The organism is Actinomyces vulturis (assembly GCF_001687305.1).
GTDB classification, from domain to species: domain Bacteria; phylum Actinomycetota; class Actinomycetes; order Actinomycetales; family Actinomycetaceae; genus Actinomyces; species Actinomyces vulturis.
Map to the genome: position 1 here is coordinate 646,543 of NZ_KV700385.1, position 15,530 is coordinate 662,072.

Sequence of the window (15,530 nt, forward strand, 5' to 3'; positions counted from 1 at the left end):
CCAGCACCCCCTCCACCTGCACCTGAATCCACATCTGCTCATTCCTCTTCTCAAAGAACTTTGTCCGGGATGAGCCAAAAGGCAAGCGGCATGGCTGGGGCAGCCACAGGTACTTTTAAGAATGCTGCTCAGGCAATTAAGGCAAAAGGTAGTGCGATCGGCCAGGCGCCCGCATCGAACTCCTCATTGAATGGTTCTTCCAAGAAGGCCGTCACTGGTCCTCGTCGTGTTCAACTCTCGCTGACTCATGTCGATCCCTGGAGCATCATGAAGGTCTCCTTCATGCTCAGTGTGGCTTTTGGCATCATGACTATTGTTGCTGCAGCAGTGGTATGGTTCACACTTGATGCAATGCATGTCTTTGCTACGATCCAGGATCTGGTCGCCAAGGTTGTTGATACGGACAACAATTCCTTCACAGCCTTGATCGAATACATGAAGTTTTCCCGCGCTATTTCAATGGCAACGGTCATTGCTGTGGCCAACATTATTTTGGCTACTGCTCTATCCACCATTGGCGCATTCCTTTACAACATCACGGCGACTTTGGTCGGCGGGGTGCATGTCACACTCGCAGATGAGTAATTCAGTTTGTTTTTTCTGTGACTAATGGGGTAATCTCTTCCAGTCGCAAGGGCCTATAGCTCAGTTGGTTAGAGCGCATCCCTGATAAGGATGAGGTCGCTGGTTCGAGTCCAGCTAGGCCCACCACCTGCGAACGGAGAATCATGACACGCTCTCGAGTCACTCAATCTCTGCTGATTTTTTCAGTGCTGTCAGTCGCCTACGGCGTCTGGATGTATCTCGAAAAAGAACGCGTAGAGCGAGCGCAATGGGCGGAAGTGACAGATCCGATTTCGTAAGTGATAGAGTATAGACTAGATTCATACTCTCCCTTTGGGGCCATGGCGCAATTGGTAGCGCACCTGCTTTGCAAGCAGGGGGTTAGGGGTTCGAGTCCCCTTGGCTCCACCAATAATCCCGGAACATCATGTTCCGGGATTTTTTGTTGTGTACACGGAGTCTTTAATCCTTTTCTTTTGTGCGCTGAGACTAGTCTTATCTGTTCGTGAACTTTTAGCGCCAGGTTATTCACATCCTCAGTTTTTCCACAGCCGAGGTGGATTCATTCCTGTGGAGAAAAGCGAAATCCCTGAAAACACGCAATGAAGCCAATTATCCCCAATTGGGGAAAGGGTTGTGGATAACTACACCAATGTAATTCCACAGGAGTATCCACATCTGTGGAAGAGCTACACGAATGTAGTTTCCCGTGATTCCGCGCTAGGTTCATCAAATAATCCACAGTTATCCACAGCTTTGTACAGATGGTGGGGAAATCTATTTCCAAAACCTCAACAAGTGAATGGAAGTCAAGACTCATCAAGAACGTGGGGGCGGGTTCTGAACCTTTGACAACGTTGCTACGAATGCCGAAAGGGCCTGACATCTTTCGATGTCAGGCCCTTGATGAGAGTCGGCTCTGGGGATGTGTCTAAGCGTTACATAATCATGGCGCGCATAGTTCCTAAAAGAGCGAAAATAATAGCCAATGCGATCACGCCAATTGTGGTGCGTTGTTTGCGTTTTGTGGGCGGAGCCCACGCAAACAACGCACCAAAAATACTTCCTGTCATTAGTCCGCCGAGGTGAGCTTGCCATGAGATTGCTGCGCCAAGGAAAGAGATCGCTAAGTTAATACCGATCAACAGGACAATGGTGCTAGTGTCACGGCCCATCCGGTATTGCAAGATAAATAGCATGCCAAAAAGGCCGAAAATTGCTCCGGACGCGCCCACGGTTGCAGTTAACCATGAGGTTGAATTGGGACTTGCTAGAACATAAACAGCTAGAGAACCACCTAAGGCACTCAAGAAATACACTGCGGTGTAGCGCACGGCACCTAATGCGCGTTCTAAGGATGTACCGATAACCCATAGTGCCCACATGTTGAAAGCTAAGTGCATGAGTCCACTGTGGAGAAATGCTGAGGTTAAGAAACGCCAGGGCTGACTCTCAGCAAACAATGGGATAAATGCCCAGCGTGTTAGCAATGGTGGATACACCGTTTGAATGACATAGATCGCCACACACAGGGCAATTAACGTTGCAGTGACCGGATACTCACGGATTTTTCCTTGTGGGCCACTCAGGGAAGCTAAGGGCATCTCCACCGGTGAACGGCGTTTCTTTGCGGCTTGACGTGAACAATCCACACAGTGAATCCCTACATCGGAGGGAATCTGACAAGCCGGACAGGTAGGACGATCGCATCGCTGGCACCGTACGTACGCGATCGTTCCAGGATGACGAGGACAGGTTGGGGGAGTGTAGCGGTCAGACGGTGGCTGTTGGGTCATAACGCAATTCTGTGTCAGGAAAGGAAGAAAACAAGAGAACGGTGGGTGCTTGCTGCCAGAACACAGCAAGTACCCACCGTTGATGGTAGAAAATCAGTCAACAATCTCCACGGATGTGATGACGATGTCTTCGAGAGGGCGATCCACTTGGTTCGTGGGCTGAGCGCTGATAGCGTCAACAACGCTGCGGCTATCTGCGTCTGCAACTTCACCGAAGATAGTGTGCTTACCAGCAAGCCAAGTGGTGGGAGCCGTGGTGATGAAGAACTGTGAACCGTTAGTTCCCTTGCCCATGCGTCGGCCAGCATTAGCCATAGCAAGCACGTAGGGTTCATTGAAGTTCTTAGCTGGATCAATTTCGTCATCGAAGACGTATCCGGGGCCACCGGTACCGGTACCCAGGGGGTCGCCCCCCTGAATCATGAAGCCAGGGATGACACGATGGAAGATCACACCGTTGTAGAGAGGATCAGTGGTTTCCTGACCGGTACGAGGATCAATCCACGTACGGGAGCCAGTAGCAAGATCGGTAAAGTTTTTCACCGTCTCAGGAGCACTGTCAGGGAAAAGAGTAAGGCGAATATCGCCCAGAGAAGTATGCATGATTACGTCCATGCCTTCATCGTCCCACGTTTTACCCACTTTCTTATGCGAAAGGAGGTCAACATGGGGTAATTGTTCACCTCAGGCAAAAAACTTCAGCAAGTCTCATGCAAAGCCAAGAAAAGAATGGGACCATAGAAGACACACTGTCTGACCAGGGAGAATTTTATGCTGATGCGCATGTTCGAAAAGTTTGATACCAGCAAGGTTCATGTAGAGCCGGCTGAGATCGCCGATGCCCTCAGCGATCGTGCTAGTAAGGTTGCTCAGTGGGCCAGCCCACACGTATCTAAAGCCTGGGATGAAGCTGTGCGCGTAGCTGGCGATGCTCAGGATAAGGCACGCCCCATGGTGGATGATGCTCGTGTCCGTCTTATTGAAGATTACGTCCCCCGTGCCCGCAATGCCGCTATCCTCGCTCAGGAAGCCGCAAGCGTTGACGGCACACTCGCTGAGCGCGCTCAGCGTGCCGCACTTGCTGCTAAGGAAGCAGCTGTAACCCCCGTGGAGGTAAAGGTGAAAAAATCTCACAAGGTCCTCAAGACTTTTGGATGGTTGACCGTTGCAGCAGCAGCTGCAGGCGCAGGTTATATCCTGTGGCGTCGTAGCCAGCCCGTCGAAGATCCTTGGGCTGAGGAATACTGGGAAAATCCCGTTGATGAAGCTTTCACCGAAGATCCCGTTGCTGAGGTTGTCGAGGCCCTTAATGGTGAACCTGAGCCCCTCGTGAAACCTGAAGAATCCGAGAAGTGATTGACTGTCACACATGCCCACTAAATGTGTGACATCAAAGTAAGGGCCCCGCATCAGTTGATGCGGGGCCCTTCGCATTAGTTTTGCTTGTCTTGATACTGGGCAAATTGGTGCCGTTTCAACAACAGCATCGACACTTATCAAGACTGACAGGATGCGAACAGTAGAACGACACAGCAATGCTGCAGTGCATCGTCTTAGAGCAGGGAAGGTCTCAATCCATTGATAAATGAAACGCCCTGTGCTGTGGTGGCATTACCAGATAAATCAAAGGTGGCATCCGCCCAAGGGAATACCCACTGGAACAAAACAAAAACTGCGGAAGCAATGAGGATCAAAGCGATGATCACACGTGCCCACCAGGGACCGGGAAGATGGCGCCAAATCCATCCGTACATTAGTTCACCTCCGGGTCAGACAAAACGGATTCAGGGCGACCTTCACTACGTGGAATCCAGTAGGAGAACTTTGCATGAGTAATCCAACGATGGTCATTACCCCACTCACCAATTGATGTGGAGTGGCATGTAGTTAGTGTTAAGTAACGTTCCGTGGGATCGGCTCCTGGCTCATTGGGAACAGGTGCAATCACATCTACATCATTAGGTTCCACAATTTCGTGATCCGTCACTGTGTAGACGTACCAGGTATCAGCAGTCTCCACAACAATCTCATCGCCAGGTTCAAGAAGATCAATACGCCGGAACGAATTGCCATTTGTACGGCGATGGCCGGCAATAGCAAAGTTACCTACCTCGCCGATCTGTTGAGTGTACTCATAGTGGCCTGCTGCAGCTTGGTCAAGAACATCACGGCCCGTTCCCTCAATGATGGGCATTTGGTTCTCGGTAATGCCGTACCAGTCGGGAACAATCAACATACCGATGGTCTCCCCATAACCAACCTGCGGTCCAACAGGAGGAGGATCAGTATGATGTTCTGCAGTCTTCTTTGGGGACTCAGGAAGTTCCTGATAGAAGGTTTGGGAAACTTCTTGAGCTTTTTCTGTGGCGTCAATTCCTGTCCACCATAGTTGCCAGACAAGGAATAATGCCACAATCACGCCGGCGGTGATGAGCAACTCTCCGATTCCGAGCAATATATGGTTAAGGACTCGTGAGGTTCGCGAGCGGCTTGGTGAAGTCATGAAGCCTCCGAGACAATGGTGACGATGAACGAATAAACCTAGTTTAGGCTAGGACTATCATGAGATGCCTAAGCCCTGCGCCCACCGCGAAAGGGAAAAGTTAAGCATCACTATTGTCATTGACTGCTACCCTGGGAGGATCGCGTGCCAGAATCGCGCAAGCGTGTAAAGAACATTCGTTCTTCGAAGCTTACCTCTGGAAATCCAGCTAAGCTGAGCGCTGAAGAATCACGTGCCGCAGCTAGCCGTGTCTCACGCACCCCCGCTAAGGTCAAGGACCCTGTCAGCCCTTCCTGGTACGCCCCTCTCATGGTCGGGATTATGACGGTGGGGCTGCTGTGGGTTGTCATTACTTACTTGACTGGTGGGGAATTTCCTATCCCATGGTTCTTCGCTAACCATCGCTCTGACTGGCTAGCCAATGGCAACCTTTACATTGGCTTTCTTTCGATGTTTGCCGGATTCTTAGGACTCCTACGCTGGCACTGAGCATTGTGTGCGGTTGATTTAATCGGTGGCAGTATAAGTAAAGATGAGATGTGTTCACTCTTTTTGTGGATCGGGAGTGACTATTGGCCTATGGTGAAGAGATGAGTGATTTTTCAATCACCAAATAACTGAGATCGTAGAAATCACTGCTTACATCATTGAGAACTTATGATGTTTTAGCCGTTCGTTGGTGCTTTCGTTGGATTAGCACCATTGTCAGGAGCTTTGGTGGGCTCAACAGGCTGAGGAGGTTCAGTAGGCTCAGGTTCGTATTGACCAACGGTCAATTTAATTTCTGTTCCCGCATCCACTACCGTGCCTGGTTCAAGTGAGCACGATTCGACAACGTTATTCATGGTTTCATCATGAGTTGTCGCAATAACGATGGTGATACGAGTAAATCCTGCTTCACTTAACGTCTGTTCAGCTTGCTGACGCTCAGTACCAACGACGCCATTGGGAACAGTGATCTTGCCCGAAGACAGTTCTAACTTCACCGTAGAACCACGCTTCACCGATGTACCAGCAACCGGATCGGTACGAACAACTTGACCAGCCTTGATATCGGGAGCATCGACGGTAGTCACATCTCCCACAACAAGACCAGCCTTACTGATGATTTCACGTGCTTCAGCCTGAGTCTTTTTTGCAACATCAGGAACAGGGACCATTGCAGATCCCGAGGAGAAGTGGACCGTTACCGTCACACCAGGAGCCACTTTTGTACCTGCCTTGGGATCCATGGATACGGCCTTTCCTTCAGGAACCGTATCGGAGGCCACGTCACTTCCCTTAGAAAATACCAAGCCAAGGGTTTCTAATGCGTTGCGCGCAGCAGCCTCATCCATGTTGGTCACATCTGGAATCTTCAATACGTCTACTGTGGGGCTCGCGGTGGGTTCAGGTGCCGGAGTTTTATCAAAGCCGCCGGAAACCGTGTAGGCGATAGCGCCAGCTATCAATGCCAGTAAAGCAACAATGAAGATCCATACCCAAGCAGGCTTACCTTTAGAGTGTGGATCAGCCTTAGGGACAGGAGGAATATCTGAGCGCGTCGAATTGAGAGAATCCAGGGATGAGGCCTCAGCGTAGAAGTTTCCAGATGCTGTGTTCATTGCCTGATTTACAGAATCAGGAGTCGGGGTCATCACACTGGTGGCTTGTGTCCAACTGTCCACTGAAGGAGCTGCAACAGCGCCACTTCCACGAGCGGCGCGTAGTAGATCAGCACGCATGTGTGCAGCATCCTGGTAGCGATCTTCGCGTTTCTTAGCCAAAGATTGCAGCACAACGCGGTCAATCGCATCGGAGATATCTGGTGCAATAGAACTGGGTTTTCGAGGAATTTCGCGAACGTGCTGATAGGCGATTGATACCGCTGAATCTCCCTTAAACGGTGGGCGGCCGGTAAGAAGTTCATAGAGAAGACAGCCGGTGGAATACAGATCGCTTCGTGCATCTACATTCTCTCCACGTGCCTGCTCAGGGCTCAAGTATTGGGCTGTTCCGACGACGGCGTGTGTTTGGGTCACGCTGACAGCTGAGTCTTCGATGGCGCGGGCAATACCGAAATCCATCACTTTGACGGCACCGGTGGCTGTCAGCATGATGTTTCCGGGCTTAATGTCACGGTGAACAATGCCGATCCGGTGTGAGTATTCGAGGGCGTCAAGTACGCCCACGACAATCTCTACCGCTTCATCAATCGGTACTGCTTCACCTTCGGCGATGAGTTCGCGGACTGTATGGCCCTCTACGTATTCCATAACAATGTAGGGAACTTTGGCGACAGAACCGTCGGCATGAGTGATGGATTCTTCACCAGAGTCGTAGACTGCCACAATCGCTGGGTGGTTTAGTGCGGCAGCACTTTGTGCTTCTCGTCGAAAACGAGCTTGGAAGGTGGCATCATCGGCGATGTCAGAGCGAAGCACCTTAATGGCAACTGTCCGAGACAGGCGTTTGTCATAGCCCAGATGCACTTCAGCCATGCCGCCCCGTCCGATGAGATCACGAATCTCATAACGGCCAGCAAGAACCTGTGGAACTGTATCTGTCACGGTGCCTCCTTAGAGGTAAGCAATGTGTGGCTGTTATCCACACGAGAATCAACTGATGCCAGAGTTGAAACTGTTCCGGCAACAATAGCAATCAAGGCCAAAACAATCAGTGCGAACGCAAGAATTCTGACCAATGGGCGTGAACCCATATCATCAAACTTTTTTAAAGGCGATGATGATGAAACTTGGGGAAGAGAGCGCGTCCGTGGGGCTTGAGCGAAATGACGCCCCCCTGACCGGGTATTCCGTGATGGTGAGTTGCCTTTTCGAATAGGACGTTGAGAAGTGCGAGATGGTGGTTCTAGACGTTTTGACGATGGGTGAGCGCTGGTAGCAGATGGGCGCTGAACGGGAGCGAAAGTGGACTGAGAAGTATTAGATGATGGTGTGTATACGGCGTCGGACAAACGCACTACGAGACGATCGATCATGCGAGCCGTATCGCGAGCACTATGAGGTCGATCAGTAGGTTTCTTCGCCAGTAAACAACGCACTAAGTCCTGCACGCGTGGATCCACCGAATCAGGCATGGCAGGAATTGGATTATTGACATGCGCAAACGCAATATCAACTTGGGTAGCACCAGAAAATGGTCGACTACCAGTGAGCGCTTCAAACGCGATAACACCTAGGGAATAAATATCACCGGCGGGGGTAGCAGGATTACCCATGGCCTGCTCAGGAGACAAGTACTGGGCAGTGCCCATCACCATGCCTGCAGCAGTCATCGGTAACTGACCCGCCGAGGTAGAAATACCAAAATCAGTGAGCTTGGCTAAATTCTCAGTGGTGATCAAAATATTTGAAGGCTTTACATCACGGTGCACGACACCGGCTTCATGGACTACATGCAAAGCGCGAGCAGTTTGGGCAAGAATCGGCAAAATCTCGAGAGCATCCATGCAGCCGCGCTCAGCAATAATGTCGCTCAGTGCAGTGCCATGGACTAGTTCCATAATGATCCAGCCAGTTCCGCCGCGTTCACCAGCGTCAAGAACTACCGCAAGATTAGGATGGCGTAATCCACGAGAGTTTGCCGTCTCTGCGCGAAGACGCTGCAAAAAGACCTCATCGCCGGCTAATTCGGGGCGGAGAATCTTAGCGGCAACTGCGCGACCACTGCGTAGGTCGGTGGCGCGCCATACTTCACCCATGCCGCCTAAGGCAATCATTTCTTGAAGTAGATAACGCCCCTGTAATTCCATTCCAGCACGAGGCTTCATCGATTCACCGCCTCATCAATAATATGAGCAGCAATCGGAGCAGCCAGTGTTCCACCTGTGGCACCATCAGGAATCTGGGCACCGCCATCAAGAACCACGGCCAAAGCAATAGTCGGATTGTCTTCGCTTCTGCCAGCAAAGCCCACAAACCATACCGTGGGGCCGCCTTCAGCATGACCGGTTTCAGCCGTCCCCGTCTTTCCCCATACATGAGCACCAGTTACCTTGGCGTTAGTGCCGGTACCGGAAGAGACTACTTCGCCCATCATGGATCGAAGATCCTGGGCTACTTCGGGAGTCACTGGGGTACGCAATACCATCGGATCGGTGGTGGACAGGACATTAAGATCGGCATCCATGGTGCGGGCCACCAGATAGGGACGCATTTGCACACCATTGTTAGCAACTGTGGCAGCCACCATCGCCATCATTAGCGGGGTCGCGCGGACAGACTGCTGACCAATGCCAGCCATGGCCACCTCAGATGGCGCACTATTGTCCGGGAAAGTTGACGGAGTCACTGTGAGAGGAACAGATAAGGCTTCATCGAATCCCCAACCATGAGCTTCTCGACTTAATTCCTCTTGTCCCAGATCCATGGCCATCTGCGCAAATGGTGTGTTGCAAGACTGGGCGAAAGCATAACTGAGGGAAACTACGCCATTACCGCATGCCTCACCGGCATAGTTAATGAGGTCGTGGTTCGTGCCCGGAAGGGTTAAAGCGTCGGGAGCATTCACCTCGGATGTCGGCGTAAATTTCCCTGTGCGTAGGGCAGCAGCTGTGGTGAGAATTTTGAATGTTGAGCCAGGAGGATACAGGTCGCCAGAAATTGCACGGTTCACCAGAGGTTGGGCGGGGTCTGCATTATCGGTATTCCACGCATCTTGAGCAGTCTGCGCATCGTGAGACGCGATGGCGTTAGGATCAAAACTTGGTGACGTTACCATCGCCAAAATGGCTCCGGTATGCGGATCTAGCGCCACCACTGCACCTTCGCGTCCGTCGAGCGCATCGTAGGCAACCTGCTGAATTCCCGGATCAATCGTTAATTCCACTGCACCGCCCTGAGGCTGAGTGCCAGTGATTAACGCTTGTAAACGTGAGGCAAACAAAGAGGGAGCCGTACCGTTGAGTATCGTGTTTTCGGTGCGCTCTAGTCCTGTAATTGAGGAAAAGACCGTTGAGAAATACCCGGTGACTGGAGCATACAAGGGTCCATTGGCGTACTCGCGTTGATACCCGTAAGCATCATCAGTGGGCACCGACGACGCGATGGGTGTTCCAGCCACAACGATAGGTCCGCGTGAGTGACCGTACTCACGATAAATTGTGCGGGAGTTACGCCCGTCAGTCACCAAATTGCCATATTCGGAACGTGACTGCCATAAAGCAGGACGATCAAAGGCCTGAATAGAGGTCAGGCTCACGCTCAAAGTCGTAAACATCACCATGACAAGAAGCCACACGTGACGGATCTGACGATTCATGCCTGACCTCCTTCGGGTGTGTCCACGGGTGGAGTAAACGCGGTTTCTGACTCAGGTGAGGAGGTGGTGCGGTTAGATGGCAAAGACTCCTCAGATGCGGCGTTGAATGATGAGGAGGAATCTATATCGCGAAAACGTGCGGATGAATCCTTCTCCGGAGTGATCGTGGAGAATGCTCGTAATGGGGCTAGGCGCATACCAGCAGGGGGAGTGTGCTCACTGCGAATAATCCGCTTGCGGACATTCTTTGGGAGATCAGCGGTGTCAATAATGGCCGGGACGTGAGTGACTGGACGCCGCGCCGAATCAGACAGGCGAAGAAGAAGAGCCAAAATAATCCAGTTCGCCACTAAGGAGGAGCCGCCATAAGCTAAGAACGGCATCGTTAAACCGGTTAGCGGGATCAGGCGTGTAATACCCCCAACCACTACAAAAACCTGCAATGCCATCGTGAAAGACAGACTCACAGCAAGAAGTTTGCCGAACCCATCGCGTAGTGCCATAGCGGTTCTCATCCCCCGCTCGATGAGGATGATGTACATGAGCATGATGGCTAGTGAACCAGTTAGCCCCAGTTCTTCACCCAAGGAAGCAACGATGAAGTCCGAGTTCGCAAAAGGGACGAGGTTGGGATAACCCTGACCCCAGCCGGTTCCAAAAATACCGCCACTTGCTAAACCAAATAAGCCAGACACAATCTGTCCTGAGCCACCAATGACTGAGTAGACGTCGTTATCCATGGCGTGAAGCCAGGCGGTAATACGTCGAGAGACGTGACCCAAATGAGTAGCAGCGAACCACGCAGCAGGGATAAATAATGCGCCACCTAAGAACAACCAACTGGGGCGATCCGTGGCCACATACATGCTTACCACGAACAGACCAAACAACATCAGCGATGTGCCCAGGTCGCGCTGTGCCACCAACACAAGAATGGATAGGCCCCACACCACCAACAGAGGAAGAAGGTGACGAGCACGAGGGAAACTCATACCCAGAATACGGCGGGATGCTAAAGCTAGATTGTCACGGTTCGCCACCAAGTAAGAGGCGAAGAAAATAGCTAAAAGTACCTTGGTTAACTCAGCGGGCTGGAAACTCATCCCCAAGCCAGGGATAAGAATCCAAATGCGTGAACCATTGACCGTAATGCCAAGGCCAGGAACAAAGGGCAATACGAGCGCCACAAGACCAAGCCACATGGCCCAGCGATCCCAACGGCGTAACTGTCGATGGTCACGAATCATTACCACAATCGCACCACATAAGAGCACACCGATACACGACCACAGCAACTGCTTGATGCCGATGACGTTATCAAGTTGGTCTAACTTGATATACGCCAAGTCCAGTCGTTGAATCATCGCCAAGCCCAAGCCATTGAGGGCGACTGCGATAGGGAGAAAAACGGGGTCAGCGTAGGGGGCCCAATGACGTATCCATAAATGAAGAACAAGCGCAATAACCACACTGATTGCTGTAATTTCATAAAAATACGGCGGAATATGGCCAGAGCGGTTTAGTGATGTCAGTAAGTAACCTCCCAAGCCCACAAGCAGGGCCGGGATAAGAAGAAGGAACTCAGCACGCCGGCTCGTTTTTGCGCGATCTTGTCCTGCGGATACGCCAATAACCCCACGGGGAGAACCTTGGGGTGAAAGAGCATGGATAGTAGCGTTACTCATCAGGCCTTACGGGGTGGGAGTCGATGAAGGAGATGATGAGGGCGAGGAACGTACTGAGGGAGTAGAAGCCGAAGGCAAGACAGATGGATTAGCCGGAGGGACGGCGTCTTGCGAAGCAAGGTGAGATTTTACTGTGGTTTCCACATACGCCTCAGCCGCTTCCAGCGACGGCTGAGCAACCGTGTCGGACAGGCGCTGACTCATTTGAGGATCGAGTTCATCGACTCGGGGAGACTTATAGCGTTTGGTGACATGAGAGAGTTCGATGGGGCCAAGTTTTTGAGGAATTCCTTGGTAAATCACCACATCATTACCATCTGTGGCCACGTAATACTGCGTCTGAGTCCAGCGCCACCCTAGGAAGGCTGCAAGAACAGTTAGGAGAACAATGATGCCACCCCACATCAATGATCTGAGCACTAGACGTCGCGGCTTAGCCGGGTGCATGCTCGTATCAGCAGGAGAATTGTCCTTGTTCTCGTCTTCAGTGGTCGGCGGATTCAGTAAAGCCGCTGCTTTGGCTGCAGGAGAAGTATGAGCGGGAGAATGAACAGACTCAGGCGATGAGGCACTATCGGCTGAAGAGGGGGAGGAAGGAGTAGAAGGCTCAGGATTTACAGCATTTTTCGCTGCTGAACCCACAATTTGGACGTCCCTTTGTGCTGGGCCATCATCGTCAACAACATCGAAGATGACCGCAGTGACGTTATCAGGGCCACCAGCTTTCAGCGCTAAATCAATGAGACGTTCGGCAGCGTCACCGGGATCGTTAACAGAGGTAAGAATCTCCTCAATCGTTGCGGCAGTGACGGGACCAGAGAGGCCATCGGAGCACAATAACCAGCGGTCACCGGGAACAGCTTCACGAATGGACTCATCAAGGAGTACTTCACCTTCACCATCCCCAAGGACGCGAAGAAGAACAGAACGCTGCGGGTGGCGGCGCGCTTGTTCAGGGGTGAGGCGACCGGTTTCAATGAGGTACTCAACGAAAGTGTGATCGGTGGTGACCTGAGTAAGTTCACCATCACGAAGTAGATACGCACGCGAGTCACCCACGTGAACCATCGCTAATTTGTTGCCACTGCGCATTACCGCGATACATGTGGTTCCCAAGCCAGCAAGGTCGGGGTTTTCGGCTGAACGAGCCATTAAGTCGGTGTGGGCATCGTCAACAGCGCTGCGAAGAAGATCAAGTAGTTCGTCAGCCTTATGAGAGTCACCTTCCAATGGAGCAAGGTGACTAATAGCAATAGCTGAAGCAATGTCACCGCCAGCAGGGCCCCCCATGCCATCGCAGAGAATGCATAGGTGAGGACCGGCGTAACCGGAATCTTGGTTGCTTTGGCGAACCAGACCTACATCTGAGCGGGCTGCGTAACGCAGTGAAATGGTCATGGCCTTAGCTCCAACCGTGTTTGTCCAATTCGCAATGGCACACCAATGGGCAGTTCAACAGTGTCAGTAATCAACGAATCTCCCAGCATCGTGCCGTTCGTTGATCCTAAGTCTTCGACCCACCACGTACCATCTTGTGGGAAAACTCGTGCGTGACGGCCTGAGGCGTAATCATCATCAAGTACCAAGGTGCACGAGGGGGAACGCCCAATCACGATGCTTGACGGGGTTAAGGGAACAGTTGATCCAGCAAGTGGCCCCTCAGTGATGACCAGTCGCGTGGCACCTTTGCGCCGAACGGGAGCAACGGCAGGAGCCGGATGAGAAACCGGGGTAGGTGCACTAGCGCCAAATGGAGCAGGTAGCACGTTGCGCATTGAGCGGCGATTACGGCTACGAGAAGGGGTGCCAAATATATCCTTGCGTAGGACATGCATAGTTAAAGCCAGGAATACCCATAGCAGCAGTAGGTATCCCAGGCGAAGGATCGTAAAGGCAAGTTCACTCACCCGGCGACCTCATCATCTCCATTGAAGAACATTATTGTGGTTCGACCAATCTTGATGGTGTTGCCATCAACTAACGTGGCCTGCTCAATGCGATGACCTTCAACAAAAGTACCGTTCGTGGATTGAAGATCCGTGGCGATGGTGTGGAAGTCATTGGTAATCGTCAATTCGAGATGACGACGGGAAACCCCAGAATCATCAACGATGATGTCCGCTTCGCTACCGCGACCAATGATGGTGGTGGAACCGGTTAGAACATAACGTTGGCCCCCCACATCAATGATGGGGTGGCGACGTGAGGCAATGGCTGCAGCAGCAGGAGCGCTGGCGCCACGCTTAACCGAGGTTTCTACGGTAATGGTAGGGGAAGATAATTCCTCATTAGCGCTGATTGAGACATTGATGGGACCGACGAAGGAATAGCCTTGGTCATGTGCGTGAGTCGTAATCACGTCAGCGATCTGGTTGATCATCTCTTCTTTGCCCCATTCAATGACACGGTTGTGGTCATGAGGGGAAAGTTTGATGGCGTAAACGTTGGGTACTACGGAGCGGTCGCGAGCGAAGGTTGCTGCACGCTTATCCATTGTTTCCTTGACTTTGGAAGAGATTTCAATGGGCTCAACATCGGAGGCGAAGGTAGACAGGGCCCGGTTCGTGACGTTTTCTACGCCTTTTTCAAACCGATCAAATAATCCCATGGTGATCCTTCCGCTGACGGTGTTGGCCATTGTTCGACTGAGGGGCGGTGACGAACGGCCACACTCATACCTGCCACCATCGTAACGGTTGATTGGGAATTAACTCCGCTCCGTGAGGTATAAGGAATGTGTGTGTTTGGGGGAGATATTCCCATCCTGGGATGGATACGGGTCTTCGTTGGGTGAGGCGTAGTGTTTAGAAAAGGGGAGTGTGTGAGGTATCACCTATGGTGGTGATGCGCTGAAGTAGACAAAAGGTACTCCAGTCATGCTAGTCTCAACTCTGCTTCGCGCGAGTGGCGGAATTGGTAGACGCGCACGGTTCAGGTCCGTGTGATCTTACGATCATGGGGGTTCGAGTCCCCCCCCGCGCACGAAACAAAACCGATGTGATGAGTATTCACCACGTCGGTTTTGTTGTTTTTCCGGGGAAAATTTTCTTCATTCCCACTTGACATGACGGAGTGTGAAGTCTGTAGGGCGATCCGCTATTTCAGTGATTGTTATGTTGAGGCCAGCGCTTTGATGCCCAACTCATGAGCAGTACGGCCAGAGCAATTGCCAGCCATCCGCCTAGTGAGTTTTCGACAACGTTAGCGAATAAAGACCGGCGATGAAGCATAGGAAAAGCCCATTGAATCGTCTCCGCTAATGCGCTCAGCGCAGTAATGGCAATGGCCCAAATCCATGGTTTTACCTTTGGCCATCCCACGGTGAGCAGGAAGGCGAGTGGTGCCATGAGGATAAAGTTCAAAATGACGTCTTTGCCGACAAGAGATAAGAACCACGGACCAACGGAGTCCTTGAACTGAGCTACATCATTGCCGCTTGGCCACAGTACTGCGACCTCCACAGCAACAAGCATGGGGACTGTCAGCCACCGGCATGCTCGGTGAATCCATGAGGGAAGTGGTTCATGGGTGCAGGGCTGTGGGGATGTGGGCTGAGGATGTGAGGAAGGCATAGAACAGGAAAGTTTCTGGTGACAAGTAGATGCGTGCTAAGGGTGAAAAATATTTGGGGGCTCGCTAGAGGAAAATTGCGTGCGACAACGTAAGTGTAACCGCTGAATCTCCTATCGTTGCCGTGTGGTGAGGGGGGGGGGGGATTAC

16 protein-coding genes and 3 tRNA genes are annotated in these 15,530 nt (G+C 51.8%); 7 read left to right on the forward strand and 12 right to left on the reverse strand.

Features of this window, described 5'->3' with window-relative positions; genetic code table 11:
• The first annotated feature begins 90 nt into the window (after positions 1-90).
• The 4 genes from A9753_RS02655 (at position 91) to A9753_RS02665 (ending at position 975) form a co-directional block, all read left to right on the forward strand.
• On the forward strand, positions 91-585 hold the full coding sequence (locus tag A9753_RS02655) for a DUF3566 domain-containing protein (protein ID WP_067780355.1): 495 nt from the start codon (positions 91-93) through the stop codon (positions 583-585).
• Positions 586-634: 49 nt separating this feature from the next.
• Positions 635-711 (forward strand) — tRNA-Ile (locus A9753_RS02660).
• A gap of 17 nt (positions 712-728) precedes the next feature.
• Entirely contained in the window at positions 729-863 is a 135-nt protein-coding gene (locus A9753_RS10100; protein ID WP_281180955.1) for a hypothetical protein, read from the forward strand.
• A gap of 36 nt (positions 864-899) precedes the next feature.
• A tRNA-Ala gene (locus tag A9753_RS02665) sits at positions 900-975 on the forward strand.
• Between the two features lie 527 nt (positions 976-1,502).
• Here A9753_RS02665 and A9753_RS02670 read toward each other — a convergent pair.
• Together A9753_RS02670 and A9753_RS02675 are read right to left on the reverse strand one after the other, a co-directional pair.
• Positions 1,503-2,360: a rhomboid family intramembrane serine protease gene (locus tag A9753_RS02670; protein ID WP_067779744.1), complete on the reverse strand. Its 858-nt coding sequence runs from the start codon at positions 2,358-2,360 to the stop codon at positions 1,503-1,505.
• A gap of 93 nt (positions 2,361-2,453) precedes the next feature.
• The gene (locus tag A9753_RS02675; RefSeq protein WP_067780358.1) at positions 2,454-2,975 is read right to left on the reverse strand and encodes a peptidylprolyl isomerase; all 522 of its coding nucleotides are present in this window, start codon (positions 2,973-2,975) and stop codon (positions 2,454-2,456) included.
• Between the two features lie 156 nt (positions 2,976-3,131).
• On the opposite strand from A9753_RS02675, the gene A9753_RS02680 reads away from it, so the two are divergent.
• Complete coding sequence (locus A9753_RS02680; protein ID WP_067779747.1) at positions 3,132-3,716, forward strand: hypothetical protein; 585 nt, start codon at positions 3,132-3,134, stop codon at positions 3,714-3,716.
• Between the two features lie 197 nt (positions 3,717-3,913).
• On the opposite strand, the gene A9753_RS02685 is transcribed toward A9753_RS02680, so the two are convergent.
• Both A9753_RS02685 and A9753_RS02690 read right to left on the reverse strand, forming a co-directional pair.
• The gene (locus A9753_RS02685) at positions 3,914-4,114 is read right to left on the reverse strand and encodes a hypothetical protein (protein WP_067779750.1); all 201 of its coding nucleotides are present in this window, start codon (positions 4,112-4,114) and stop codon (positions 3,914-3,916) included.
• On the reverse strand, positions 4,114-4,863 hold the full coding sequence (locus tag A9753_RS02690; RefSeq protein ID WP_067779753.1) for a class E sortase: 750 nt from the start codon (positions 4,861-4,863) through the stop codon (positions 4,114-4,116). Before A9753_RS02690 ends, A9753_RS02685 begins: the two co-directional genes overlap by 1 nt.
• Positions 4,864-5,007: 144 nt before the next feature.
• Between A9753_RS02690 and A9753_RS02695 the strand changes: the two genes are divergently transcribed.
• Positions 5,008-5,352 carry a cell division protein CrgA gene (locus A9753_RS02695; protein ID WP_067779757.1) on the forward strand — a complete coding sequence of 115 codons (345 nt, stop codon included), beginning with the start codon at positions 5,008-5,010 and terminating at the stop codon, positions 5,350-5,352.
• A 176-nt stretch (positions 5,353-5,528) separates the two neighbouring features.
• Here the strand turns inward: A9753_RS02695 and pknB are convergent, their stop codons facing one another.
• Genes pknB through A9753_RS02730 form a run of 7 tightly spaced genes read right to left on the reverse strand, consistent with a single transcriptional unit; the run spans position 5,529 to position 14,418 of the window.
• Entirely contained in the window at positions 5,529-7,412 is a 1,884-nt protein-coding gene (pknB, locus tag A9753_RS02700; protein WP_067779760.1) for a Stk1 family PASTA domain-containing Ser/Thr kinase, read from the reverse strand.
• Positions 7,409-8,635: a serine/threonine-protein kinase gene (locus A9753_RS02705; protein ID WP_067779763.1), complete on the reverse strand. Its 1,227-nt coding sequence runs from the start codon at positions 8,633-8,635 to the stop codon at positions 7,409-7,411. Before A9753_RS02705 ends, pknB begins: the two co-directional genes overlap by 4 nt.
• On the reverse strand, positions 8,632-10,125 hold the full coding sequence (locus tag A9753_RS02710; protein ID WP_067779766.1) for a peptidoglycan D,D-transpeptidase FtsI family protein: 1,494 nt from the start codon (positions 10,123-10,125) through the stop codon (positions 8,632-8,634). Before A9753_RS02710 ends, A9753_RS02705 begins: the two co-directional genes overlap by 4 nt.
• Positions 10,122-11,810 carry an FtsW/RodA/SpoVE family cell cycle protein gene (locus tag A9753_RS02715; protein WP_067779769.1) on the reverse strand — a complete coding sequence of 563 codons (1,689 nt, stop codon included), beginning with the start codon at positions 11,808-11,810 and terminating at the stop codon, positions 10,122-10,124. The genes A9753_RS02710 and A9753_RS02715 overlap by 4 nt, the downstream gene beginning before the upstream one ends.
• Before the next feature lie 6 nt (positions 11,811-11,816).
• Positions 11,817-13,208, reverse strand: coding sequence for a PP2C family protein-serine/threonine phosphatase (locus A9753_RS02720; RefSeq protein WP_067779772.1), 1,392 nt, complete (start codon positions 13,206-13,208; stop codon positions 11,817-11,819).
• Complete coding sequence (locus A9753_RS02725) at positions 13,205-13,717, reverse strand: FHA domain-containing protein FhaB/FipA (protein ID WP_067779774.1); 513 nt, start codon at positions 13,715-13,717, stop codon at positions 13,205-13,207. Before A9753_RS02725 ends, A9753_RS02720 begins: the two co-directional genes overlap by 4 nt.
• Entirely contained in the window at positions 13,714-14,418 is a 705-nt protein-coding gene (locus A9753_RS02730; RefSeq protein WP_067779777.1) for an FHA domain-containing protein, read from the reverse strand. Before A9753_RS02730 ends, A9753_RS02725 begins: the two co-directional genes overlap by 4 nt.
• Before the next feature lie 290 nt (positions 14,419-14,708).
• Here A9753_RS02730 and A9753_RS02735 point away from each other — a divergent pair.
• A tRNA-Leu gene (locus A9753_RS02735) sits at positions 14,709-14,792 on the forward strand.
• Between the two features lie 119 nt (positions 14,793-14,911).
• On the opposite strand, the gene A9753_RS02740 is transcribed toward A9753_RS02735, so the two are convergent.
• Entirely contained in the window at positions 14,912-15,382 is a 471-nt protein-coding gene (locus A9753_RS02740) for a VanZ family protein (RefSeq protein WP_083090214.1), read from the reverse strand.
• Positions 15,383-15,530: the final 148 nt, after the last annotated feature.